23 protein-coding genes are annotated in these 23,473 nt (G+C 62.3%); 10 read left to right on the top strand and 13 right to left on the bottom strand.

The features are described from left to right. Positions 1–306 precede the first annotated feature (306 nt). The 4 genes from JJJ17_RS15230 to JJJ17_RS15215 all read right to left on the bottom strand — a co-directional run bounded on the left by JJJ17_RS15230 (position 307) and on the right by JJJ17_RS15215 (position 3,714). A complete protein-coding gene (locus tag JJJ17_RS15230) occupies positions 307–1,254 on the bottom strand; it encodes a DUF481 domain-containing protein (RefSeq protein WP_200687912.1) in 948 nt (315 codons plus the stop codon). 645 nt (positions 1,255–1,899) lie between these two features. After that, positions 1,900–2,388 (bottom strand): transcription antitermination factor NusB, encoded by a 489-nt coding sequence (gene nusB, locus JJJ17_RS15225; RefSeq protein ID WP_200687910.1) that lies wholly within the window; start codon positions 2,386–2,388, stop codon positions 1,900–1,902. A gap of 157 nt (positions 2,389–2,545) precedes the next feature. Next, a complete protein-coding gene (locus JJJ17_RS15220; RefSeq protein ID WP_325168825.1) occupies positions 2,546–3,115 on the bottom strand; it encodes a hypothetical protein in 570 nt (189 codons plus the stop codon). Beyond that, the gene (locus JJJ17_RS15215) at positions 3,112–3,714 is read right to left on the bottom strand and encodes a riboflavin synthase (RefSeq protein ID WP_200687908.1); all 603 of its coding nucleotides are present in this window, start codon (positions 3,712–3,714) and stop codon (positions 3,112–3,114) included. The genes JJJ17_RS15220 and JJJ17_RS15215 overlap by 4 nt, the downstream gene beginning before the upstream one ends. Positions 3,715–3,869: 155 nt before the next feature. On the opposite strand from JJJ17_RS15215, the gene JJJ17_RS15210 reads away from it, so the two are divergent. The 3 genes from JJJ17_RS15210 to JJJ17_RS15200 all read left to right on the top strand — a co-directional run bounded on the left by JJJ17_RS15210 (position 3,870) and on the right by JJJ17_RS15200 (position 8,453). Continuing rightward, the gene (locus JJJ17_RS15210; protein ID WP_200687906.1) at positions 3,870–5,219 is read left to right on the top strand and encodes a capsule biosynthesis protein; all 1,350 of its coding nucleotides are present in this window, start codon (positions 3,870–3,872) and stop codon (positions 5,217–5,219) included. A gap of 131 nt (positions 5,220–5,350) precedes the next feature. Then, the gene (locus JJJ17_RS15205; protein ID WP_407673372.1) at positions 5,351–6,442 is read left to right on the top strand and encodes a polysaccharide biosynthesis/export family protein; all 1,092 of its coding nucleotides are present in this window, start codon (positions 5,351–5,353) and stop codon (positions 6,440–6,442) included. A 4-nt stretch (positions 6,443–6,446) separates the two neighbouring features. Then, positions 6,447–8,453 carry a capsular polysaccharide biosynthesis protein gene (locus JJJ17_RS15200; RefSeq protein ID WP_325168823.1) on the top strand — a complete coding sequence of 669 codons (2,007 nt, stop codon included), beginning with the start codon at positions 6,447–6,449 and terminating at the stop codon, positions 8,451–8,453. Here JJJ17_RS15200 and ribD read toward each other — a convergent pair. Together ribD and nrdR are read right to left on the bottom strand one after the other, a co-directional pair. After that, positions 8,424–9,422: a bifunctional diaminohydroxyphosphoribosylaminopyrimidine deaminase/5-amino-6-(5-phosphoribosylamino)uracil reductase RibD gene (ribD, locus tag JJJ17_RS15195; RefSeq protein ID WP_200688077.1), complete on the bottom strand. Its 999-nt coding sequence runs from the start codon at positions 9,420–9,422 to the stop codon at positions 8,424–8,426. The genes JJJ17_RS15200 and ribD overlap by 30 nt on opposite strands. A gap of 30 nt (positions 9,423–9,452) precedes the next feature. Then, positions 9,453–9,917 (bottom strand): transcriptional regulator NrdR, encoded by a 465-nt coding sequence (gene nrdR / locus JJJ17_RS15190; protein ID WP_200687901.1) that lies wholly within the window; start codon positions 9,915–9,917, stop codon positions 9,453–9,455. 197 nt (positions 9,918–10,114) lie between these two features. Here nrdR and JJJ17_RS15185 point away from each other — a divergent pair, with 197 nt between their 5' ends. Continuing rightward, positions 10,115–10,318 carry a dodecin family protein gene (locus JJJ17_RS15185; protein WP_200687899.1) on the top strand — a complete coding sequence of 68 codons (204 nt, stop codon included), beginning with the start codon at positions 10,115–10,117 and terminating at the stop codon, positions 10,316–10,318. Between the two features lie 50 nt (positions 10,319–10,368). Here JJJ17_RS15185 and JJJ17_RS15180 read toward each other — a convergent pair whose 3' ends face one another. The 6 genes from JJJ17_RS15180 to JJJ17_RS15155 form a co-directional block, all read right to left on the bottom strand. Next, complete coding sequence (locus JJJ17_RS15180; protein ID WP_200687897.1) at positions 10,369–10,797, bottom strand: secondary thiamine-phosphate synthase enzyme YjbQ; 429 nt, start codon at positions 10,795–10,797, stop codon at positions 10,369–10,371. After that, positions 10,794–12,245, bottom strand: coding sequence for a DNA recombination protein RmuC (gene rmuC / locus JJJ17_RS15175; RefSeq protein ID WP_200687895.1), 1,452 nt, complete (start codon positions 12,243–12,245; stop codon positions 10,794–10,796). The genes JJJ17_RS15180 and rmuC overlap by 4 nt, the downstream gene beginning before the upstream one ends. A gap of 117 nt (positions 12,246–12,362) precedes the next feature. Next, on the bottom strand, positions 12,363–12,785 hold the full coding sequence (locus tag JJJ17_RS15170; protein ID WP_200687893.1) for a BLUF domain-containing protein: 423 nt from the start codon (positions 12,783–12,785) through the stop codon (positions 12,363–12,365). Further along, positions 12,775–14,748 carry an RNA polymerase sigma factor RpoD gene (gene rpoD / locus JJJ17_RS15165; RefSeq protein ID WP_200687891.1) on the bottom strand — a complete coding sequence of 658 codons (1,974 nt, stop codon included), beginning with the start codon at positions 14,746–14,748 and terminating at the stop codon, positions 12,775–12,777. Before rpoD ends, JJJ17_RS15170 begins: the two co-directional genes overlap by 11 nt. A gap of 155 nt (positions 14,749–14,903) precedes the next feature. Continuing rightward, on the bottom strand, positions 14,904–16,820 hold the full coding sequence (dnaG, locus tag JJJ17_RS15160; protein ID WP_200687889.1) for a DNA primase: 1,917 nt from the start codon (positions 16,818–16,820) through the stop codon (positions 14,904–14,906). A gap of 256 nt (positions 16,821–17,076) precedes the next feature. Then, positions 17,077–17,661 carry a TetR/AcrR family transcriptional regulator gene (locus tag JJJ17_RS15155; protein WP_200687887.1) on the bottom strand — a complete coding sequence of 195 codons (585 nt, stop codon included), beginning with the start codon at positions 17,659–17,661 and terminating at the stop codon, positions 17,077–17,079. 74 nt (positions 17,662–17,735) lie between these two features. Here JJJ17_RS15155 and JJJ17_RS15150 point away from each other — a divergent pair, with 74 nt between their 5' ends. The 5 genes from JJJ17_RS15150 to gluQRS all read left to right on the top strand — a co-directional run bounded on the left by JJJ17_RS15150 (position 17,736) and on the right by gluQRS (position 22,251). Next, a complete protein-coding gene (locus JJJ17_RS15150) occupies positions 17,736–18,002 on the top strand; it encodes a hypothetical protein (RefSeq protein WP_200687885.1) in 267 nt (88 codons plus the stop codon). 56 nt (positions 18,003–18,058) lie between these two features. Continuing rightward, positions 18,059–19,225 (top strand): alpha-hydroxy acid oxidase, encoded by a 1,167-nt coding sequence (locus JJJ17_RS15145; protein ID WP_200687883.1) that lies wholly within the window; start codon positions 18,059–18,061, stop codon positions 19,223–19,225. 126 nt (positions 19,226–19,351) lie between these two features. After that, on the top strand, positions 19,352–19,981 hold the full coding sequence (locus JJJ17_RS15140; RefSeq protein ID WP_200687881.1) for a 50S ribosomal protein L25/general stress protein Ctc: 630 nt from the start codon (positions 19,352–19,354) through the stop codon (positions 19,979–19,981). 99 nt (positions 19,982–20,080) lie between these two features. Further along, positions 20,081–21,418: a methylenetetrahydrofolate--tRNA-(uracil(54)-C(5))-methyltransferase (FADH(2)-oxidizing) TrmFO gene (trmFO, locus tag JJJ17_RS15135; protein ID WP_200687879.1), complete on the top strand. Its 1,338-nt coding sequence runs from the start codon at positions 20,081–20,083 to the stop codon at positions 21,416–21,418. Continuing rightward, positions 21,400–22,251 (top strand): tRNA glutamyl-Q(34) synthetase GluQRS, encoded by an 852-nt coding sequence (gene gluQRS, locus JJJ17_RS15130; protein ID WP_200687877.1) that lies wholly within the window; start codon positions 21,400–21,402, stop codon positions 22,249–22,251. Before trmFO ends, gluQRS begins: the two co-directional genes overlap by 19 nt. 63 nt (positions 22,252–22,314) lie before the next feature. Here the strand turns inward: gluQRS and hisI are convergent, their stop codons facing one another. Further along, complete coding sequence (hisI, locus tag JJJ17_RS15125; RefSeq protein ID WP_234464139.1) at positions 22,315–22,689, bottom strand: phosphoribosyl-AMP cyclohydrolase; 375 nt, start codon at positions 22,687–22,689, stop codon at positions 22,315–22,317. Between the two features lie 43 nt (positions 22,690–22,732). On the opposite strand from hisI, the gene JJJ17_RS15120 reads away from it, so the two are divergent. Continuing rightward, entirely contained in the window at positions 22,733–23,179 is a 447-nt protein-coding gene (locus JJJ17_RS15120; protein WP_200687875.1) for an iron-sulfur cluster assembly scaffold protein, read from the top strand. Positions 23,180–23,473 lie beyond the last annotated feature (294 nt).

Here is a 23,473-nt window from a genome sequence, read left to right as displayed (position 1 = left end):
CCGCTTATCTCTGGGTGCAGGCGGGCTTCTGCTCTTCCCGCGCGTGGCCATTTTTCCACTGGCCTATAACTTTTCCGAGGGGGCTGGCTCTGACGTGACCCTGGTTACGTTACCTGGCGCCCACCTGGTAATCCAGGCTTTCGGGAAATTTCGCGCCGCCGCGGTCGCTGCGGTTCCCGCCACAAGATAGAACCGCCCTGCCCTATGGCAGCGGCGGTTTTTTCATGCGCTGATCTGCCGGGAAAAACGGAAAAGGGCGACCTTGCGGCCGCCCTTCCAGAGAGACTTGAGATCCGAGGGATTGGATCAGAAGCCGTAAACCACCGAGACGCCCAGCGTGTTGTCGGTACGGATCGGACGGTTTTCCTGATATTCGGTCGTGTAGCTGACGCGAGTGGCCAGTTGGTCCGACATCTGGAAGTTCACACCGAATTGGTTGGTGATTACGTCATCCGAGTCTTTCGACGACAGGTAGTCGGTGTCATTGGTGATGAACACCGTGTCGTTGAAGCGATGGTACAGACGCGACGACACGATATAGCCGACGCCGCTATCCGACGAGTCGGTCACATCAACACGGTTGCCGTTTTCGTCAAAGGTCCAGCCCGACTTCTGCGCACCCGTTTGGGTGTAGCGGTAGCCGATACCAGCCTGGACGCGCCAGGTGGTGGATTCGTTGTTGATTACGCGGTAACCCGGACCAACGCCGATGAAGCCATCACGTGCGTAATCGCCCAGTTTCTCTGCGATTTCGCTGTCCGGCTGACCGTCATAGTCGGCGGTGCCATTGGCAAGACCGTCAACGGTGAAGCGGCCCAACAGGAAGGCGTAGAACTGGTCGTTGAAGTAGTATTGACCGTCATAGATGGCCGACACTTCTTCTTTGTCCTTGTTGCCACGATCGTCTTCACCGAATTCGATCAGCATGCCAACCGACTGAGCCCAGGGGCCCTGGTTGTGCGACACACGACCGGCCAGCGAGAAGTCCTGGCTGTCGGTGTTGCCGGTGCTGCCTGCATAGGTCAGCGCGACCGAACCAAACAGACCCTGACGACGGTCGGCCGGGCCAAAGCGCTCGGCGTCTGCGTCACGGTCGAAATCGTCCTGAACAGCGTCTTCCACATCGATGATGCGGTCGTTGATGGCCGAAATGCCGGTCGCATCGGCGCCTGCCGCGATTTCGGTTTGTGCAAATGCCGGAGCCGACAGTGCCAAGACGAGAGCGGTGCCGGTCAGCAGCGTAACTTTTTTCATTTTATCCTCACGAAGCTGAGTTTCAGTTGTCTGGCACTTGCTGGCACCAGAGCATCTCTGCTGCAGAGGAAATAATTCAGCCTCCCCTTGGGTTCAAAGGGGGGGGCCTAATAGCAAAAAGTCCCGAAAAAGTGAGCGTTTCCCCGCCGTTCGTGAATGCGCTGAATCATGCCGACATAAGAGCGTGAAGATTGAAAACGGAACCGATCAGGCGATCTTGGAACGCACTCATAACGCGAATGAAATGGTTAACGCAAAACTATAGAGTTCGCTTTCCGTTCTTGATATTTGTGAAATATTCCCGTGTTTGATTAATTAATAGGCAGAAATATGACACATTCACGCCGGCCTGATTGTTGCACATTAGACACGACATGATGATGTTCGGGCCGTCTCCGACCACAGCTTAAGGTATCTAGCAAACCCGCCAGTTCATCAATTGTCTAAAAAGTCATGTCGGTTCCCTGCCGATATGGCGTGCTAAGATACCTCAGGGGAAGCGCGAGTCGTTTCGCGCTGGAATGTGTGTGGCCCATGATCCCGCCGATCCGACGCTCCGTGGAATGCGGGATTATCCGACGCGTCCAAGACAAAGGCCCTGCCTTGCGGCAGGGCCTTTCATATTTAGGAAAGCGGTCTTGGCGGTCAGAAGGCGTCCGGGCGCAATTCGCGGGCGACGTGATCCAGAACCGCATTCACGAATTTCGGCTCTTTTCCTTCCGGGAAGAAGGCTTCGGCCAGCCGGACATATTCGGTGATGACCACTTTCGGTGGCGTCTTCGGCATCACCAACTCTGCCCCCGCGGCGCGGAACAGCGCGCGCAACACCGGATCGATGCGTGCAATCGGCCATTTCGCCACCAGCCCGCGATCCGTCGCCTGATCGATCTTCGACTGCCAGGTCACGGCATCGCCGACAATGCGATTGAACAACGCATCATCCGCCTCGACATACTGGCCTTCTTCGTCCTCGGCGCCGATGCGCCAGGTTTGAAACTCGCGGGTGACGCGATCAGCCGACTGGCCCATCGCCTCCATCTGGAACAGGGCCTGCACCGCGTAAAGGCGCGCGCCGCTGCTCAATGCGCGACGGTTATCCTTCTTTGCCTTGGCCTTGTCATCCGTGGCACTCATGCCCGGTCCCTTCCGTCCTGATCCGTGGCCATATCCGGCCATTCGGTCTCGTAGATCATAGCGCAAAACGATGCCATCGGTGAACGTGGCTCATTCGCTGAAACAGGCCGTCGGCAATGGCCGCAAAAGCGCCGCGCGTCAAGCCCTGCCCGGCGGTTCACAACGCCCGAACGCTGTCGCCGAAATAGCGCGCGCCCGAAACGAACCCGGCCAAACCGCCCGCCGCCATCAGTTCCTGCTCATGCGCGGTCTCGCCGATCATCAGCACTGCATCGCCGCTAAGCCCCTGCCCGCGTAGCCAGTCCTTTACGTCCCGCCGCATCACCGACCAGCTTGTCCCGAAGCCCGGCATCTCCAGTGCCGAGATTGCCCCGATCCGCTGCGCCAGCACCGCAGGGTTCAGCCCCGGCCCGGATGCCAGATGCAGATCGGCAGCGCTTGCAGCCAGCCGGTCGGGACGTCCGGCTGCCAGCGGCGCGCCGTCGCGAAAGACGCCAAGCGCGTTGGACGAGAACAGAAAGGCAATCAGATCGCGGCCCGTGGTGGCCCGGATACCGGCATAGGTCTTGTATTCCAGCCCAAGCGCCTGCGCGCGCCTGACCCGCAGCCGCACCACTTCGACCGGCAACACCGGCAACAAAGCGGCGCGCGCCTGCCGCCAGCAATGCGCCCGCCAGCCTGCGCCCTCGATCTGCGGTCCGTTATTATGCCCGATCCCGGCCATCATGCCTGTGCCTGCGCCTCGGCCAGCCGGGCGACGTAACGCGCCAGCGTGTCGATTTCCAGATTGATGCTGTCGCCAAGCTCCACATCGCCCCAGGTGGTGACCTCTTGCGTATGCGGGATCAGGTTGACGCCGAAACGGTTGCCCTCGACCTCGTTCACCGTCAGCGAGGTGCCGTTCAGCGCGACCGAGCCCTTGGGGGCCACGAACCGCGCCAGATCCGCCGGAGCCTCGAAGACCAGACGCAGGCTGTCGCCCTCATCGCGCAATTCGGTCACCCGCGCCACGCCATCGACATGGCCGCTGACAATATGGCCGCCAAGCTCATCCCCGACACGCAACGCGCGTTCAAGGTTCAGCCGTTTGCCGTTCTGCCAGCCATTCGCACCGATATTCGTCTTTGACAGGGTCTCGGCCGATATATCGACATCGAACCAGTCATCGCCTTTGGCAACAACCGTCAGACAGACGCCGTCACAAGAGATCGAGGCGCCCATATCGACCCCCGCCATATCATAGCCGCAACCGATCCGCGCCCGCATGTCGCCGCGCATCTCGACCGCGCGAACGATGCCAATATCGGTGATGATCCCGGTGAACATGCCAAACCTCCTGTGTCTTCTGGTCAGGTAGGCGATCACCCGCCATCCTGCAAGACGTGCCACCACCTGCAGCAGCCCCGAATGTATTTGTAGATATCAGGGGTAATTCATGCGATTAATAAGATCTTAGCTTCGTTCCTTTAGATCACCTCATCATGAATCAGGTCCATTGGCCCAAGCCCGATCCGGTCGAGGCTACAGATATCCGAACAGCCGGTGATCGCGCCGAACGGAAGGTGTTTCTGCTGCTGCAGGGACCGCATGGGCCATTCTTCGACCGGCTTGGCCGTTTGCTGCGCAATGCCGGAGCAAAGGTGTGGCGCTGCGGGTTCAATGCCGGGGATGAATTCTTCTGGTCGGACAAGGGCAACTTTCTGGCCCATACCGGCAGTGCCGCCGACTGGCCTGAACATCTGCGCAGCATCGTCGCCGAAAAGGGCATCACCGATATCGTGCTTTACGGCGATTTCCGCCCGATCCACGCCGCCGCCCGCAAAATCTGCAGTGATAACGGTCTGCGGCTGCATGTCTTTGAAGAAGGGTATCTGCGCCCCTACTGGATCAGCTACGAACGTGGCGGCTCTAACGGCCATTCGGCGCTGCTGCGCATCGGCCTGCCCGAAATGCGGGCAACGCTGCGGGAGACCTCGAACGAAATCCGCCGTCCCCCGGCCCATTGGGGCGACATGCGCCACCACAAATTCTACGGCGCGCTGTATCACTTTCTGGTCCTGATCGCGAATGGCCGCTATCGCGAATATCGCGGCCACCGCGCCATCCCGGTCCTGGAAGAGTTTCGCCTGAACCTGCGACGTTTCCTGCTGTCGCCACCGACGAACCTGCGCCGCGCGATCCAGTGGCACCGTTTCAAGCTGTCGGGCGATCCCTATTCGCTGGTGCTGATGCAGCTTGAACATGACGCAAGCTTTCTGGGCCATTCGCATTATACAAAGAATGCGCAGTTCGTGGACGAAGTGATCGCGGAATTTGCCCGCTCGGCCCCGCGTCATCATCACCTGCTGTTCAAGGCCCACCCGCTAGAGGATGGCCGCGCACGCAATCGTCTCGCCATCCGCAAAAGCGCCGAGACGCATGGAATCGCCGGTCGTGTCCACTATTTCAGGGGCGGCAAACTGGCCGATATGCTGGCCAATGCCCGTTCCATCGTGACCGTGAACTCAACCGCGGCGCAGCAGGCGCTGTGGCGGGGGCTGCCGGTCAAGGCCATGGGGCGCGCGGTCTATAGCAAACCGGGCCTCGTCTCGGATCAGAATCTGGCGTCCTTTCTGGCCGATCCACAGCCACCAGATCCCGCCTCCTACCGGATTTTCCGCGATTATCTGCTGCAAACCAGCCAGATTCCCGGCGGCTTCTATTCCCGCCGTTCCCGCGCCCATGCCCTGCGGCTGGTCGCCGACCTGATCCTTGCGGGCGAAGACCCGTATGAATCGCTTGCAGCGGGCCGGGTTACCTATCGGCAGCAAATTGACGATAGGATCGAATGACCCCCAGTAAGTTGTGGCAACCGGGGGCTACTGACGCTAGATTACGTGCAAACCGGGCGGCAAAGCCCGGAATCCAGAAACAGGAGTTTCGAGAGGTGACAGTCTTCCCCCCCAGGGCCGCTCTGGCCCGGATGGCCGTGCTTGCAGCGATGACCCTGCTGTCGGCCTGCGCCCTGCCACGATCCGGCCCCAGCAAGAACGAGATCTATTCGGGCGCCGTCGAAAAGGGCGGCAATGCCCATGTGATCTACGTCAACGACCATGTGACCCGCACCGCGAATTTCGCCCCCTCTTACGGGTTCTCCAGCAGCTTTCAGCGCGCAGGACAGGTCGGCGCGGATGAGATCCGGCCCGGTGACGTGCTGGGCCTGTCGATCTGGGAAAACGTCGATGACGGGCTATTGACCTCGCTTGGCAACAGCTCGACCAATTTGCAGGAAATTCAGGTCGATAGCGGCGGCTATATCTTCGTGCCCTATGCGGGCCGCATCATGGCTGCCGGCAATACCCCCGAACAGCTGCGCAATATCATCACCGACCGGCTGAGCGCACAGACCCCGGACCCGCAGGTGACCGTCGCCCGCGTCGCCGGTGACGGCGCCACCGTTTCGGTGATGGGCAAGGTGAACGGTCAGGGTGTCTTCCCGATCGAGCGGCCCACCCGCTCGCTCTCGGCGATGCTGGCCCGCGCCGGTGGCGTCTCGGTCGAACCCGAAGTTGCGGTCGTCACCGTCAAGCGCGGGAACGAGATGGGCAAGGTCTGGCTGACCGATCTTTACGCCGGTCAGAACGACATCGCGCTGCGCCCCGGCGACATCATCCTTGTCGAGGAAGATCAGCGCAGCTTCACCGCACTTGGCGCGCTTGGCGGCCAGACGCGGGTGCCGCTTGGCAACGAAATGATCAACGCGGTCGAGGCGATTGCCATGGTTGGCGGTCTCAACTCGAACCTCGCCGACCCGACCGGCGTTTTCGTGCTGCGCGATGAACCGGAAGCGGTGGCAAGCCGGGTTCTGGGCAAGCAGGTTTATGGCACGCAGCGCATGGCCTATGTGCTGGATCTGACCCGCCCGAACGGGCTGTTCCTTGCCCGCGACTTTCTGATCCGCGACGGCGATTCCGTCTATGTGACCGAGGCGCCCTATGTCCGTTGGCAGAAGGTTCTGCAGGCAATCACCGGCAGCGCGGCATCGGCAGATTCGCTGGCCACCATCGGCAACTGACATCGTGCCGTCTAAAGATACCGAAGCCGCCGGAGCCGATCTCCGGCGGCTTTTTGTTTATAACGGCGGCTTCTGGCTGCAACCGCGGCTGCGGCGGATCGTCGAACTGGCCGGTTGGCAGATCCGCACCGGCCTGCCCGACACCGGCGATTCCGTCGGCATCTGGGGCGCCAGCCCGACCGCATGGCGCGGCCGCGCCGTCGCCGCCCGCAGGGGCAATCCGCTGGTCACGATCGAGGATGCCTTCCTGCGCTCGGTCCTGCCGGGTCGCGCCAAGGGCCGGGTGGCAAGACGTGGCCCGATCGGGCTGATCATCGATCCGGTCGGTGTCCATTTTGACCCTTCGCGCCCCTCGCTGATCGAGGAACTGGTGAGTTCCGGCGCAACCGCCGATCTGCATCAACGCGCGCGTGACGGCATCAAGCGGCTCAAGGCGCTGGACCTCTCCAAATACAACGCCCATGACCGCGACATCGCGCCGCCCGATCCCGGCTATGTGCTGGTGATCGACCAGACACGTTGCGATGCTTCGCTGATGGGCGCGGGGCGGGACGCATTCCTGACGATGCTGAATGTCGCACGCGCCGACCATCCCGGCCAGCGCATCGTCATCCGCAGCCACCCGGAAACCACGGCGGGCCTGCGTCCCGGCCATTTCGACGCCAGCGATCTTCGCCCCGGCGACGAATTCTGCACCTCGAACATCTCGCCCTGGCCGCTTTTGGACGGTGCCGCCGCGGTCTATGCAATGACCTCGCAGCTTGGATACGAGGCTGTTCTGGCCGGTCATAAACCCCGCATCTTCGGCCAGCCCTTCTATGCTGGCTGGGGCCTGACCGAGGATCAGCACCCCCTGCCCCCGGATCGTCGCGGCCCGGCAAGCGTCGAGGATATTTTCGCAGCCAGCCACCTGCTCGCCCCGGTCTGGTATGATCCCTGCAACGACCGCCTGACCGATTTCGACGGTGCCGCGAACCAGATGCTGGCCGAGATGCGGGCGTGGCAGCAGGACCGCCACGGTCATCTGGCCTATGGCATGCGCCTGTGGAAACGCCGCTTCATCGCCGACACGTTCGGCGGCAACCATCTGCGTTTCACCGCCAACCCCTCGCCGAAGGTGACGCTGACATGGGCCTCACGCGCGGCCGAGGTGCCGCAGGCGATCCGCGTCGAAGACGGTTTCCTGCGCTCGCGCGGGCTTGGCGCGGCGCTGACCCCGCCGCTGTCGCTGATCGCCGACGATCTGGGCATCTACTACGACCCGACCCGCGAAAGCAGGCTCGAGCGGCTGATCTCCAGCCCGATTCGTCCTGCGGCTGAAACGCGCGCCCTGCGGCTTCTGGCGACGATTAGCAAGGCGGGCCTGACGAAATACAACCTCGGCACCAATCCGATGCCGCTGCCCGAACGCGACGGGCGCAGGCGCATCCTGATCCCCGGTCAGGTCGAGGATGACGCCTCGATCCTGCTGGGCGGCGGCGCCGAGCGGACCAATCTGGCGCTGCTGGAACGGGTGCGCCGCGACAATCCGAACGCGATCCTGATCTACAAGCCGCATCCCGATGTCGAGGCCGGCCTGCGCCCCGGCCTCATCGCCCCCGCCGATCTGGCCCGACTTGCCGATCACGTCGCCCGCAACGCGAACCCGGTCACGCTGCTGCCACGGATCGATGAGGTCTGGACCATCACCTCGACCCTGGGTTTCGAGGCGCTTCTGCGCGGCATTCATGTGGTGACCTTGGGCGCGCCTTTTTATGCGGGTTGGGGCCTGACCCGCGATCTGGGCCCGATCCCGGCGCGCCGCACCGCCCGGCCCAGCCTCGCCGCGCTGGCCTATGCCTGCCTCATAGCCTATCCGCGTTATCACGATCCGAAAAGCGGCTTGCCCTGCCCGCCAGAAATTGCCGTCCAGCGGCTGATCGAAGGACCGCCCGATCAAAGCCCCGGCCTGCGGGCGCTCGCGAAACTGCAGGGCGCGCTGTCAGGCCATAGCTGGATTTGGCGACGTTAGCCGCCAGCGATGAAACAGATCCGGCCCGATCCGCCGCGTCTCAACCAGATCGAAGCGCGGCGCATCGGTCAGGTGGGACAGATTCAGCGTGCCAACCGAGGCACGACCATCCGCACCCAGAACCAAGCCCGCCGTATATCCGATCACCTGATCGACCAGCCTAGCTTGTAACAGCGCGGCCGCCAGAACGCCGCCGCCTTCGCAGAATACCCTTGTCAAACCACGCTCTGCCAACTCCTTGAGCATCACCAAGGGCTCGCTCGAGACTTGCCAAAGCGGCCCGAAATCCGGTCCCTCGGCGGGCAATTCCGGCAGCGGCTGCGACGACACCACCACCCGAACCGGCTGAGACGGCAGATTGAATCCGCGCACATTCAGCGACGGAAGGTCGGCCCGCGCCGTCCCTCCGCCAACCATGATCGCGTCATGGATCGCCCGCATCGCATGGACATGCGCGCGCGCAGCAGGCCCGGTGATCCATTGGCTTTCACCGCTCGCGGTAGCAATCCTGCCATCGAAACTGCTGGCCAGTTTCAACGTAACAAAGGGCCGCCCGCGCGTGATCCGCGACAGGAATCCGGCCTGTAACTCTCGCGCCTCGGCCTCCATCACCCCTTCGCGGACCTCGATCCCCGCCTCACGCAGGATCGCATGACCGCGACCGGCAACGCGCGGATCGGGATCGGTAAACGCGCTGACCACCCGCGCCACGCCCGACTGAACCAGACCAAGCGCGCAGGGCGGTGTTTTGCCGTGATGGGCGCAGGGCTCGAGCGTCACATAGGCGGTCGCGCCGCGCGCCAATTCGCCCGCCTGATCCAGCGCCATCCGCTCAGCATGCGGGCGTCCGCCGGGTTGCGTCCAACCGCGACCGACAACACGCCCGTCACGGATCAGCACGCAGCCGACAGCCGGATTGGGCCAGACATTCCCAAGTCCGCGGCGCGCCAATCGCAGCGCGTGGGCCATGTGCCGAAAATCGTCTGCCTTCGACACGGCTCAGTCGTTGGCGGCGCCGGGGCGCAGTTCCGCGACGAATTTATCGAAATCGTCGGCGTCCTGGAAGTTCTTGTAAACGCTCGCAAAACGCACATAACCGACATTGTCGATCCGCGACAAAGCCTCCATGACGATCTCACCGATCATCTTCGAGGGAATGTCGGTTTCGCCCGTGCTTTCCAGCCTGCGAACGATACCGCTGATCATCTGCTCAATCCGTTCGGGCTCGACCGGGCGTTTCTGCATCGCGATCCGGATCGAGCGGGACATCTTGTCACGATCAAAATCCTCGCGCTTGCCGTTCGATTTGACCACGACCAGATCGCGCAACTGGACCCGTTCATAGGTGGTAAAGCGACCACCGCAGGCCGGGCAGAAGCGGCGGCGGCGGATGGCGACGTTATCCTCGGCCGGGCGAGAATCCTTGACCTGCGTATCGACATTTCCGCAAAACGGGCAGCGCATTCACTTGTCCCTCTGATCCCCAAACTCACAGCCACTATAGGTAGCGCGGCACAGTTTGGGTAGTGTTATCCACAGGCTACAAGATGTGATAGGGCTAAAATGTGGCGCGAATGCCGCTTTCGCCGCTTGGCCAGACGGAATGAACTGAAACAGGCGCGGGGCGTTGGCCATCTGTTCATAAACCGATGGAGGAAAGGATGAGCATTGCCCGCGTGACCGAGATTTCCGCCACGTCCCAGAAGGGTTTTGAAGACGCCGTGGTGAATGGCCTGCAACGCGCTAATGAGACGCTGCGCCACGTTAAAGGCGCGTGGATCAAGGAACAGATCGTCGAATGCGACGAAGGTAAGATCACCGGCTATCGTGTCAATATGATGGTCACATTCGTGCTTGACGATTGACCTGATGCTGCGCTGCCGGGCCCTGCCCGCCGCGCAGCATTCCCCTTTAACTACAATGCAGTGTGCTGAAATAGCCCAGCGACCTCGCGATCATGCGGCCTGTCGCGATGTTCGACCAGATAAATCCCCTGCCATCGCCCCAGCATCATCCGTCCGCGCTGAACCGGGATTTGCAGGCTTACTGGCAATACCGCAGCCTTCAGGTGCGCGGGCATATCATCCGGGCCTTCGTAGCGATGCGTGATCCAGCCCATCGACGGATGATCAGAGCGCGGAGCGATCCGGTTCAGCCAGTTCAGCAGATCAACCTGCACATCGGGGTCGGCATTTTCCTGTATCAGTAGCGAACAGGAGGTGTGGCGCACCATCAGCGTCAGCAACCCGTCCTCTGCGCCGATCCCTTCCAGCCATCCAGCAACATCGTGGGTAAAGTCGTGGCAGGCAGGGCCTTCGGTCCGAATGGTGAAGGTATTGATCATTCGGCGGCCTCTGAACTGTCCGGCGCCTCCAGCGTCGGCACGTCGCCGCCATCATGCTCCATCGCGATGCGCTTCTGGTTCCGGGCGCCAAGTTCCCGCAGAATTTCGACCTGCCGGATGACATTGCCCGATCCGCGGCTGAGACGATCAACCGCCTGTCCATGGGCCCGACTGGCCTGATCCAGCGCGCGGCCCACTGCGTCCATCGAGTCGACGAAACCCGCAACTTTGTCGTAAAGCTGCCCGGCGCGTTTGGCGATGTCGGCGGCGTTGCTTTCGCGGCGCTCAACGGCCCAGATGTGATCGACCGTCCGCAATGTCAGCATCAGCGTCGTCGGCGTGGTCAGGCCGACCCGCGCTTCCATCGCGAAACTGGCAAGACCGGGATCGGCGCGCAACGCCTCGGAAAATGCGCCTTCGATCGGGATGAACATCAGGACGTAATCGACCGAGGCGTCGTCCATTCTGTGATAGCCCTTTTCGGCCAGCGTCGAGACATGCGCGCGGATCGCCGCCACATGCCGCCGCAGGGCCGCCTGCGCCTCGACCGGGTCATCGGCATTCACCGCCGCTTCGTAATCGTTCAGCGAGACCTTGCTGTCGATCACCATGACCTTGCCGCGCGGCATCTTGACCACTACGTCAGGCCGCCAGCGCTTGCCGTCCTCATCGGTCCAACTGTGCTGCATGTCGTAATGGGTGCCGGCGTTCAGCCCGGATTCCTCCAGCAGCCGTTCCAGCACCATTTCGCCCCATGCACCTTGCCGCTGTTTTTCGCCTTTCAGCGCCCGCGTCAGGTTCACCGCCTCGCGCGAAATATCCTCCGAGCGTTGATGCAGATATTGGATATGCTCGCGCAGCCGCGCACCTTCTTCGTCCAGAACCTTGTTGCGGGCCTGCAATTCGGTCTGAAAACGATGAACCTGATCGCGAAACGGGTTCAGCAAAGCCGTCAACTGCTCGCCCTGCGCCTTTTGCATGTCGCCCTGCTGCACGCGCAAGATCTCGGACGCCAATAGCTTGAATTGGCCGGTCATTTCCTCACGCAGTTCTCGCAAGGTGGCTATTTCCTTCGCCGCCGCTTCGGCGTCCTTTTCGGCACGCAGCCGCGACTGGGCCAGTTCGGTCTGCATCTGCGACAGGCTTTGGCGCGATTGATGCAAAGCGTCGGTCAGACCGTCGCGTTCCTCGGCCAGTTCGGCCAGCCTTGCGCCCTGCCCGTCCAACCTGACCTCTTGCTGACCGGCGCGCAGTTCCAGCGCGCGGGCATCGGCCAGAAGCTGATGTTCGCGCGCCATCGCAGCAGCCACGGTCGCATCGGCGTCACGCCACGCCCGTCTTTGGCCGATAAACAGAAAGAGCAGCAGCAGCGACACAGCCGCTGCGAAGATCAGCAGGAACCTGAGGCTCTGCACATCGCCAAGCCATTCGGCAAGTTGTTGCGGCATAAAGTCTCCGATCCCGGTCGCAGGTCCAAGTGTTCACTTTTTGTGCTATAAATGCAAGCCCGGATGCCGCCATTTCCTGCGGTCCGGGCCCGGAAAATCGCTAAAATAAGAACGACGTCAGACGGCGATTGCGGTCAGGAAGGCGACGACGCCGCCCGCGTAATCCTTGCGATCGACCGTTGCCACCTCGCTATTGGCGAACCAGTCCATCAGCGAACCGTGTTCACGGTCGGAATAACGCATCCGCCAGTTCTGAAAGCGCCGCGCGTCCAGCGGCCCCTGCCCCAGAACGGTCAGATCGCTGTGACGCGGATCATCATCGATCAGTTGAAAGACCTCACCAACTGCCTGCGCCGGTCCTTCAATCCATTGAAAGAAAAGACCATCTTCAAAATGCAGGCAGCCAGTCACAGACAAGGCCTGATTCCGGTCGCGGGCGGCATGCAGGATGTCGTCCAGATCGGTTTCGGTCAGGCGATCGACGGCCGAGCTGCGATAGACCAGAAAGGCCAGGCCGTCGAAATCAAGATCATTGGTCAAGGAAGGACCGCAACTTTCTGCTGCGCGACGGATGCTTCAGTTTCCGAAGCGCCTTGGCCTCGATCTGACGGATCCGTTCGCGGGTCACACTGAACTGCTGACCAACCTCTTCCAGCGTGTGATCGGTGTTCATGCCGATGCCGAAACGCATCCGCAGAACCCGTTCTTCGCGCGGGGTCAGGCTGGCCAGAACACGGGTCGTCGTTTCCTTCAGGTTCTCCTGAATGGCACTGTCGAGCGGCAGAACGGCGTTCTTGTCCTCGATGAAATCGCCAAGCTGGCTGTCCTCTTCATCCCCGATGGGGGTTTCAAGGCTGATCGGTTCCTTGGCGATTTTCATCACCTTGCGAACCTTTTCCAGCGGCATTTGCAGCTTTTCGGCCAGTTCTTCCGGCGTCGGTTCGCGACCGATTTCATGCAGCATCTGGCGGCCGGTCCGCACCAGCTTGTTGATCGTCTCGATCATGTGGACCGGAATACGGATCGTGCGGGCCTGATCGGCGATCGAGCGGGTGATCGCCTGACGGATCCACCAAGTCGCATAGGTCGAGAATTTATAGCCCCGGCGATACTCGAACTTGTCCACGGCCTTCATCAGGCCGATATTGCCTTCCTGAATAAGATCAAGGAATTGCAGGCCACGGTTCGTGTATTTCTTGGCGATCGAGATCACCAGACGCAGGTTCGCCTCGACCATTTCCTTCTTGGCCTGACGGGCTTCCTTTTCGCCGCGCTGGACCTGAGACACGATGCGGCGGAATTCCTCGATATCGACGCCGACATATTGGCCGACCTGCGCCATTTCGCTGCGCAGTTCCTCGACCTTGTCGCGCGAGCGTTCGAACAAAGCCTGCCAGCCACGGCCAGCCTGATCGGACATGCGGTCCACCCAGGACGGGTCCAGCTCGCTGCCGCGATAGGCGTCGATGAATTCACGGCGGTTGATGCGGGCGGCGTCGGCCAGCTTCACCATGCCGCTGTCGATGGTCACGATCCGGCGGTTGATGCCGTAAAGCTGATCGACCAGCGCTTCGATCCGGCTGTTGTTCAGGTGAAGCTCGTTCACCAGACCGACGATATGGCTGCGCAGTTTCTGATAATCTGCCTCTGCCGAGACCGAGAAGCTGCTATCCTCGTTCAGCGTCGCCGACATCCGCTGATCCTGCATATGAGCAAGCTGCTCATAGCCATGGGCGATGGTTTCCAGCGTCTCCAGAACCTTGGGCTTGAGGCTGGCTTCCATCGCGGCAAGCGACAGGTTGCTGCCGTCATCATCCTCGTCGTCGTCCTCGGAACGCATCGGATTGCCGTCGGCATCCAGTTCTTCGCGCTGCTGCGAGGTCTCGGAGCTGCTGTCTTCGGTGGTCAGCTCTTCTTCTTCGCCCTCTTCGTCGTCAAGCGACTGGCCGAAGGTGGTTTCCAGATCGATCACGTCGCGCAGCAGGATCTCTTCTTCCAGAAGCTCCTCGCGCCACATGATAATGGCCTTGAAGGTCAGCGGGCTTTCGCAAAGCCCCGCGATCATCGTGTTCCGACCAGCCTCGATCCGCTTGGCGATGGCGATTTCGCCTTCGCGGGACAAAAGCTCGACCGAGCCCATCTCGCGCAGATACATCCGCACCGGGTCATCGGTGCGGTCCAGCTTTTCGGTTTCGGTCGTCGCAACCGCAATCTCGCGCGAGCCGGAACCGGTCGTGGCCACGGCCCCGCCCTCGGCCTCTTCGGCCTCATCCTCGTCCTCGATGACATTGATGCCCATTTCGGACAGCATCGACATCACGTCTTCGATCTGTTCGCTGCTGACCTGTTCAGGAGGCAGGACGGCGTTCAACTGATCATAGGTGATGTAGCCACGCTCGCGTGCGTCGGCGATCATGCGCTTGACCGCCGCCTGGCTCATGTCGAGCGTATGGGCGTTGTCGTCCTTGTCCGTCTTGTCGGTATCGTCGTCCTTGGTGGCCATCCAGGGCTCCTTCTCGGGTCGGTGATTCGCGAATCAGCGAATCGCCGCAAATCTTCCTGTTTGTAACCTTCCCAGCCGTGGCGTCAAACGGCAGGTAAAGCTGATGATTCGCGACCACCCATAGGGTGATTCGCCATGTCCTGCCCCTTTGCGCGTCACCGTCGCGGCGGCTTGCGCCAGATTTCGCCGCTAAGCCAGTCCTGAAGCTGTGCCGAAAGGGCATCGCGATCCTCGTTCAGATCGCCGGTGGTTTCCAGTTCGGGACGCTCGGCCCGGTGCCGGGCGCGGGCAATTTGCTGCATCCGCCAGGTCAGACCCTCATCGGCCTCACCCTGAATTTCGGCCTCGGCGCGGGCCAGTTCCGCGCCTGCCGCCCGCTGCGCTTCCAGCCGATCCAGAAGATTGCTGAGGATCGCGGCGACGGAGTCGGCTTCTTGCGAACAGATGACGCTTGGGGTCAGGCCCAGATGGGCGTCCTTCCGCAGCCTTTCAAGGCCCTCGCGACCAGCGGGGCTGTCATCATGCGACAGAAGATCATGCAACAGCGCGGCGCGGTCGGCATCGCGGGGGATCAGCCGTTCCAGCCGCGTCTCGACCGCCGCGACCAGTTCCGGGCGCAGCGCGCAGATCAGCAGACTTGCGCCTTCCAGAAGCGTTTCCCCGGCCAGCGTCGTATCGACATGGATGGCCGGGCGCGGCGCGCGCGACCCCGTCGAGGGGCCGCCGCGCCGGTCGGTGCTGCGCCCCGACCCACCCTGTTTCGGGCGGGCAGACTGATTGCGGCCCGAGCGGTTCAGAAGTTCCCAGGTCTTGCGCTTGATCTCATCGGCATAGTGGCGGCGGGTCAGTTCATCGGGAATGCGCCCGATCGCGTCCAGCAGCCGCTTGTCCAGCGCCGCCTTGCGTTCGGGGCTGTCGAAAACCTGCCCCTCGATCTCGCGCGCCCAGAGCAGATCGACCAAGGGCCGCGCCTGATCCAGCAGCGCCTGCATCGCGCCCCGCCCCGCCGCCTTGATCAGATCGTCCGGGTCTTGCCCGGCAGGCAGGATGACAAAGCGCAGCGCCTGCCCCGGCCCGGTCATCGGCAGCGCCAGATCGATCAGCCGCTGTGCCGCCCGCTGCCCCGCCGCATCGCCGTCCAGCGCGATCACCGGCTCGGGGTTGATCCGCCACATCAGCCGCAACTGATCCTCGGTAATGGCGGTGCCAAGCGGCGCGACCGCGCCCTCGAACCCGGCGCGGGCCAGCGCGATCACGTCCATATAGCCCTCGGCCACGATCAGCGGCTGACCCTTCGCCACCGCCGCCCGCGCCGGCGCGACGTGGTAAAGATTGCGCCCCTTGTCGAACAAGGGCGTCTCCGGACTGTTGAGATATTTCGCCCGCGCATTCGGGTCCATCGAGCGCCCGCCAAAGCCGATACACCGCCCCTGCCCGTCCCGGATCGGGAAAATGATCCGACCGCGGAAACGGTCATAGGCTGCGCCGCCGCCATCAGGCTTGGCCGACATCCCGGCTTCGACTATCATCGCCTCGTCAAAGCCCTTTTCCTTCAGGGCCTGCGTCAAAGCGGTGCGGTTATCTGGTGCAAAGCCGATCTCGAACCGATCCTCGGCGGCACGATCAAGGCCGCGTCGGGCCAGATAATCCCGCGCCTCTGCCGCAGCGCCGGTTTGAAGTTGCAGCCGGAACCAGCGGCAGGCGGCCTCGGTCACTTCCAGCAGCTTGGTGCGCCGGTCGGTCCGCTCTCGCTGACGGGGATCAGGCTCGGGCATCGCCAACCCGGCCTCGGCCGCCAAAACCTTCACCGCTTCCATGAATTCCAGCCCGTCAGCCTCGCGCAGAAAGGTCAGCGCATCGCCTTTGGCATGGCAGCCGAAGCAGTAATAGAAGCCCTTCTGATCGTCGCAATGGAAGCTGGCGGATTTTTCCTGATGGAAAGGGCACGGCGCCCACCAATCGCCCCGCGCCTGATTGGACTTGCGCTGATCCCAAACCACCTTCCTTCCGATCACACGAGAGATCGGGACACGATTGCGAAGCTCGTCAAGGAAACCGGGGGGCAGACTCATGGCGCGATTATCGGCCAGCAACCGCGCCGGGGCAAGCGCGGGAAACAGGGCCTCACGCCCCGGCCAGCCATTGCCCGATCAGCCGCATTCCCGTCCACGCAACACCCACCGTTCGCAAGCTGTGTACAGGCGGTGCACATCCAGTGCATGCCCGGTGCACGCCCTGTGCCCCCGGAACCCCAGCAATCGCTGGCTTTCCGGCCCATCCGGCTTTTCCGTTGCACAAACGCCCATTGCAACGCCCGCAGGTGTTGCTTCACGCCCCGACGGCGCCGCGGGCCAGTTCCCAATAAACATCCCCGATCCGCTGCCGATCCAGCCGACCACCCTCGCGATACCAGTTCGTAACGCCGGTCAGCATCGCGATCAGCGCCAGCGTCGCCAGCTTCGGATCGTCGATATGCATCGTTCCGCCGGCCATACCGTCGCGCAAGATCGTCTCTAGCGAGGACTCATATTGCCCGCGCATCCCGGCGATGGTGGTAAAGTTCTCGGGCGTCAGATTGCGCAGTTCCATATAGGACAGGAAGACCTGATCCGAGTGGTCCAGACTGAAGCCGATATGAAACCGGACGAAATTTTCCAGCCTTTTCAAAGCATCGGCAGCAGGCTCATCTTGCCACGCATCCAGAAGTTGCTGCATGTGATCGCAAAGCAGATCGAACAGAAGCGCCTGTTTGTCGGGCGTATAGGCGTAAAGCGCGCCCACCTGCACGCCCACCGCCGCCGCGATCTGCCGCATCGAGACCGCCGCATATCCCTGCCGCGCAAACAGCTTCAGCGCCTTCTGCCGCAGCAGCGGGCCGGTAACGTCTGATCGTGATCCCTGCGTGCGCGCCATGCCGCTTGATACCGGCCAAAGCGCCCGGCGAAAAGCCCGTTGCCCAGGATCGGGACAGGCCGTAACTTTGCGACATGAAACATCTTCCGCTGCTCGCCCTTGCCCTGATCCCGCTTAGCGCCTGCGACCGCGATCAGGCGTCATATCCCAAGCTATTGCCGACAAACGAAATTCTGGCCGATCCGCAATTGCCGGATCACGCCACGACCGCCGCAAACTCCCCCGCCGCCGTCGATGCCGAAACCACCGCCCGCGCCGAAGCCCTGCGCCGCCGTGCCGCCGCGCTGCAAGCCCCGGTGATCGAACCCGACACGCGCAGCAGGATGCAGCCGACGCAGTGATTGTGCTGCCCCGCGAGATTTGGTAAGTAATTTTTACCAAGCTGGACGAGGGGACCATGCCAGTCATTACCTGCATCGACGATCTGAAGCAGCTTTACCGCGCCCGCACGCCGAAAATGTTCTACGATTACGCGGAATCGGGCAGCTATACCGGCCAGACCTTCGCCGAGAACAGCAGCGATTTCGCCCGTCTGAAGCTGCGCCAGAAGGTTGCGGTGGATATGTCGAACCGCAATACCGCGACGACCATCGCGGGCCTGCCCGCCAGTATGCCGGTGGGGCTTGCCCCGGTCGGGCTGACCGGAATGCAGCATGCCGATGGCGAAATCCACGCCGCCCGCGCGGCCGAGAAGTTCGGCGTTCCCTATACCCTCTCCACCATGTCGATCTGCTCGATCGAGGATGTGGCCGAGAACACGACAAAACCCTTCATGTTCCAGCTTTACGTCATGAAGGATCAGGACTTTCTGGCCGCGATCATCGAGCGTGCGAAGGCCGTAAATTGCAGCGCGCTGGTGCTGACCCTTGATCTGCAAATCCTTGGGCAGCGGCACAAGGATCTGAAAAACGGTCTTTCCGCCCCGCCAAAACTGACCCTGCCGACACTGCTGGATCTGGCGACGCGGTGGCGGTGGGGTATGGGTATGCTGCAGACGAAGCGGCGGTTCTTCGGCAATATCGTCGGCCACGCCAAGGGCGTCGCCGATCCGTCCTCGCTGATGAGCTGGACCTCGCAGCAATTCGATGAGCGGCTGGACTGGGACAAGATCGCGCGCATCCGCGATATGTGGGGTGGCAAACTGATCCTGAAGGGCATTCTTGACCCCGAAGATGCCCGCATTGCCGCCAATTTCGGCGCCGATGCGATCATCGTGTCGAACCATGGCGGGCGGCAGCTTGATGGCGCGCTGTCCTCGATCCGCATGCTGCCGCATATCGTCGAGGCAGTTGGCGACCGGGTCGAGGTCCACATGGACAGCGGTATCCGCAGCGGTCAGGACGTGCTGAAGGCGCTGGCCTATGGGGCGCATGCGGCATGGATCGGGCGGGCCTATATCTACGGTCTGGGTGCGATGGGCGAGGCTGGCGTCACCGCCGCGCTTGAGGTGATCCGCAAGGAACTGGACATCAGCATGGCGCTGTGCGGCGAACGGGATGTGAAGAATCTCGGCCTCCACAATCTGCTGGTGCCACAGGATTTCCTGACCGAATATGGCGCCTGACCGCGCTTCACAGCGCCTTGTCCATATTCGCCCTTCACAAATCGCCCGCCTTGGGCTATAGGCCCGGCTCTGCCGCTACTCACCCTTGGAGGATGGCGGCGCCAACCAACGATTAGGAATAATATCATGGCCAAAGAGATCCCAGATCTGGTGGCCGAGGCACGCGCGGGGACAGGCAAGGGGGCCGCCCGCCAAGCTCGCCGCGAAGGCAAAGTGCCCGGCATTGTTTATGGTGACCACAAAGACCCGGTCTCCATCCAGTTTGACTTCAACAAACTGCTGACCACGCTGCGCGCCGGTCGCTTCATGTCCACGCTGTGGAACCTGAAGGTCGAAGGTCAGGAAGACGTTCGCGTCATCTGCCGCGGCGTTCAGAAAGACGTCGTGAAGGATCTGCCGATCCATATCGACTTCATGCGCCTGCGTCGCAACTCGAAGGTGAACCTGTTCATCCCGGTTGAATTCATCAATCAGGACAAGTGCCCCGGCCTGAAAAAGGGCGGCACGCTGGTGACCGTTCGTGCCGAGGTCGAACTGATCGTGACCGCGGGTGACATCCCCGATCACATCACCGTCGATCTGGAAGGCCACGAAGTCGGCGATTCGATCCATATCGATCAGGTGACCCTGCCCAAAGGCAGCAAAACCACCATCGACCGCAACTTCGTCATCGCCAACATCGCCGCCCCCTCGGCGCTGCGGTCCAGCGATGACGGCGACAGCGAAGAAGAAGCGGCAGAAGCCACCGAAGAGTGATCTTCATCCGCTGACACGATCCGGGGCGGTGCCGCTGGCGCCGCCCTTTCCTTTTGCGGTCCGCCGACTTATCTGACCGCTGATCACCGAGGAGGTTTCATGCAGCCCGTCAATATCATCGGCGCAGGTCTGGCCGGTTCCGAGGCCGCGTGGCAGATCGCCCGCGCAGGCGTTCCGGTGATCCTTCACGAAATGCGGCCCAAGGTCGAAACCTTCGCCCACAAGACCGGCGATTGCGCCGAAATGGTCTGTTCGAACTCGTTCCGCTCGGATGACGATGTGATGAATGCGGTCGGGCAGTTGCATTGGGAAATGCGCGCGGCGGGCGGGCTGATCATGGCGATGGCCGACAAGCACCGCCTTCCCGCAGGCGGCGCGCTGGCCGTGGACCGCGAGGCGTTTTCGCAGGCGGTCACGGCGGCGCTGCGGGCCGAGCCGCTGATCGAGATCCGCGATGCCGAAATCACCGATCTGCCGACCGACGGCAACTGGATCGTCGCGACCGGGCCGCTGACCTCTGACGCGCTGGCTTCTGCGATCCGCAAGGTGACGGGAACCGAGGCCTTGGCCTTCTTCGACGCCATCGCGCCCATCGTTCATGCCGAAACCATCGACATGTCGGTCGCCTGGGAACAAAGCCGCTACGACAAGGGCGAGACCGAGGCCGAACAGCGCGCCTATATCAACTGCCCGATGAACCGCGATCAATATGAGGCCTTCATCGACGCGCTGTTGGCCGCCGACAAGACCGAATTCCGCGAGGGTGAAACGGCGGGCTATTTCGACGGCTGCCTGCCGATCGAGGTGATGGCCGAACGCGGTCGCGAGACGTTGCGCCACGGCCCGATGAAGCCGGTGGGCCTGACCAATTCCCATAATCCCACCGAAAAGGCCTATGCGGTCGTCCAGCTTCGCCGTGATAATGCCTTGGGAACGCTTTATAATATCGTCGGCTTCCAGACCAAGATGAAATACGGCGCCCAGACCGAGGTATTCCGCATGATCCCGGCGCTGGAGAATGCCAGCTTCGCGCGTCTGGGCGGCATCCACCGCAATTCCTTCCTGAATTCGCCGACGCTGCTGGACGACCGGATGCGGATGCGCCTGCGTCCGAACCTGCGCTTCGCCGGTCAGGTCACGGGCGTCGAAGGCTATGTCGAAAGCGCCGCCATGGGTCTTCTGGCGGGGCGAATGGCAGCGGCAGCGGCCAAGGGCCATGACCTTGCCCCCCCGGCCTATACGACGGCGATGGGCGCGCTGGTCAACCACATCACCGGCGGGGCCGAGGCGAAAACCTTCCAGCCGATGAACGTGAATTTCGGGCTTTTCCCGCCGCTGGACGAAGCCCGCAGCGGCCGCAAAGGCCGAAAAGACCGCTACCCCGCCTATACGCAACGCGCCAAAGACGATTTCGCGGCATGGCTGGCGACGCAATAAGACGCACGCGCTTTGCGCCCTCGCCTACCGGGCTTTTACATCTGGGCCATGCCTATGCGGCGCTGATCGCGGCGCAAGAGGCCAGTCCCGGCCAGTTCCTGCTGCGGATCGAGGATATCGACCGCGACCGCTGCAAACCGGAATACGAGGCCGCGATCTATGACGACCTGCTCTGGCTGGGCCTCGATTGGCAGCACCCGGTCATGCGCCAGACCGACCGGATGGATGCCTATCAGGACGCGCTGACCCAACTCGCCCCGCTTTGCTATCCCTGTTCCTGCCGACGCGGCGATATCCGCGCGGCCTTGTCGGCCCCGCAGGAAGGCGCCCTGCCCGCCGGTCCTGATGGCCTCATCTATCCCGGAACCTGCCGCCATCGGCCAATGGACGAGACCGGCCCGGATGACGTGATCCGGCTGGACACCGCCCGTGCCTTCGACGCCCTTGGCATCGAAAACCTCAGCTTCCGCGACGAATGCATCTTGCCGGATCAGGACCATATCCTGAGCCGAGACGAATTTCTGGACGGCATCGGCGACGTGATCCTGTCCCGTCGCGGCATGGGCACATCCTACCATCTCGCCGTGGTGATCGACGATGCCGAACAGGGCATCACCCACATCACCCGTGGCAAAGATCTATTCGATTCCACATGGATACATGTTCTTCTTCAGAAACTTCTGAAGCTGCCGACCCCGATCTATCACCACCACCGCCTGATCCGCGACGATTCCGGCAAACGCCTTGCCAAACGCGACGACGCCCGCGCGCTGCGCCACTATCGCGACGACGGCACCACCCCCGCCCAGATCCGGCAGATGCTCAATCTCTGACCCCTGGATTGGTCCAAAAATATCCTGGGGGAGTCGCCGATACGGCGGCGGGGGCAAAGCCCCCTACGCCATTGGCCGCAGGATCTCGACCTCTTCGCCGTCACGAACCGCCGTGTAAAAACACGACCGCCGATTGGTGTGACAGGCAGGCCCGGTCTGGTTCACCAGCACCAACAGACAATCCGCATCGCAATCCACCCGCAGCTCGACCAGCTCCTGCACATGGCCCGAGCTTTCCCCCTTGATCCAGAAAGACTGCCGCGACCGCGACCAATAGGTGACCCTCCCGGTCTTCAGCGTCTGCGCCACGCTTTCGGCGTTCATCCACGCCATCATCAGCACATCGCCGGTCCCAGCATCCTGCGCGATCGCGGGAATCAGGCCGTTCTGGTCGTATTTCAGCCGCGACGGGTCGAACATCGGGTTTCCTTTCAGCATTGCCGCCCCTATCTAGGGCTAAGGCAGCCTGTGGAAAAGACCAATGGCCGATAGCGACCTGATGCAGCTCTATTCGCGCCGGATTCTGGCGCTGACCACGACGATCCCGCATTTGGGCAGGCTTGACGCGCCTGAGGCAAGCGCCATGCGCCGTTCGCCCCAATGCGGTTCTTCGGTGACGGTGCATCTGACCACCACTGCCGATGGTCGCATCGCCGATTTCGCGCAAGAGGTGCGGGCCTGCGCGCTTGGGCAGGCTTCGGCCTCGGTCCTTGGCAGCGCGGTGATCGGGCGCAGCCGCGAGGAAATTCAGACCGCACGCGATGCATTGCAAGCCATGCTGAAGCAAGACGGACAGCCCCCCGCCGCGCCCTTTGCGGAACTGGAAACGCTGCTGCCGGCGCGAGAATATCCGAACCGCCATGCCTCGATCCTGCTTGCATGGGACGCCACGCTTGAGGCCTTGGATCACGCGCTGGCCGCAGCCTGAAACAGCCCAAGAAAAAACCGGCCCACAAAGGGGCCGGTCAAGTTGCGCGTGCAGGGGGACCAGATGGCGCACAGGCGGTGGCGCCGTCATCGCAACGCGGGGCAGAGAGTCAGGCTTGCAGGATCGCGGGCAGCCACAGCACCACGATGGTGGTGACGGACAGGGCGGCGACCCCAAGAAGATCAGAGACGAATTCGCGGGACATGGCGGCAACTCCTCATCGGTTGCCTATTTGTTCTCATATCTCTGGTTGTATGTAAAGAACATTTTAAGAACATTATGCGAACGTCGTTA

The organism is Paracoccus caeni, from assembly GCF_016629665.1.
GTDB lineage: Bacteria > Pseudomonadota > Alphaproteobacteria > Rhodobacterales > Rhodobacteraceae > Paracoccus > Paracoccus caeni.
Note: the sequence above shows the minus strand (reverse complement) of the source record. Positions and strands in the feature narration are given on the sequence as shown.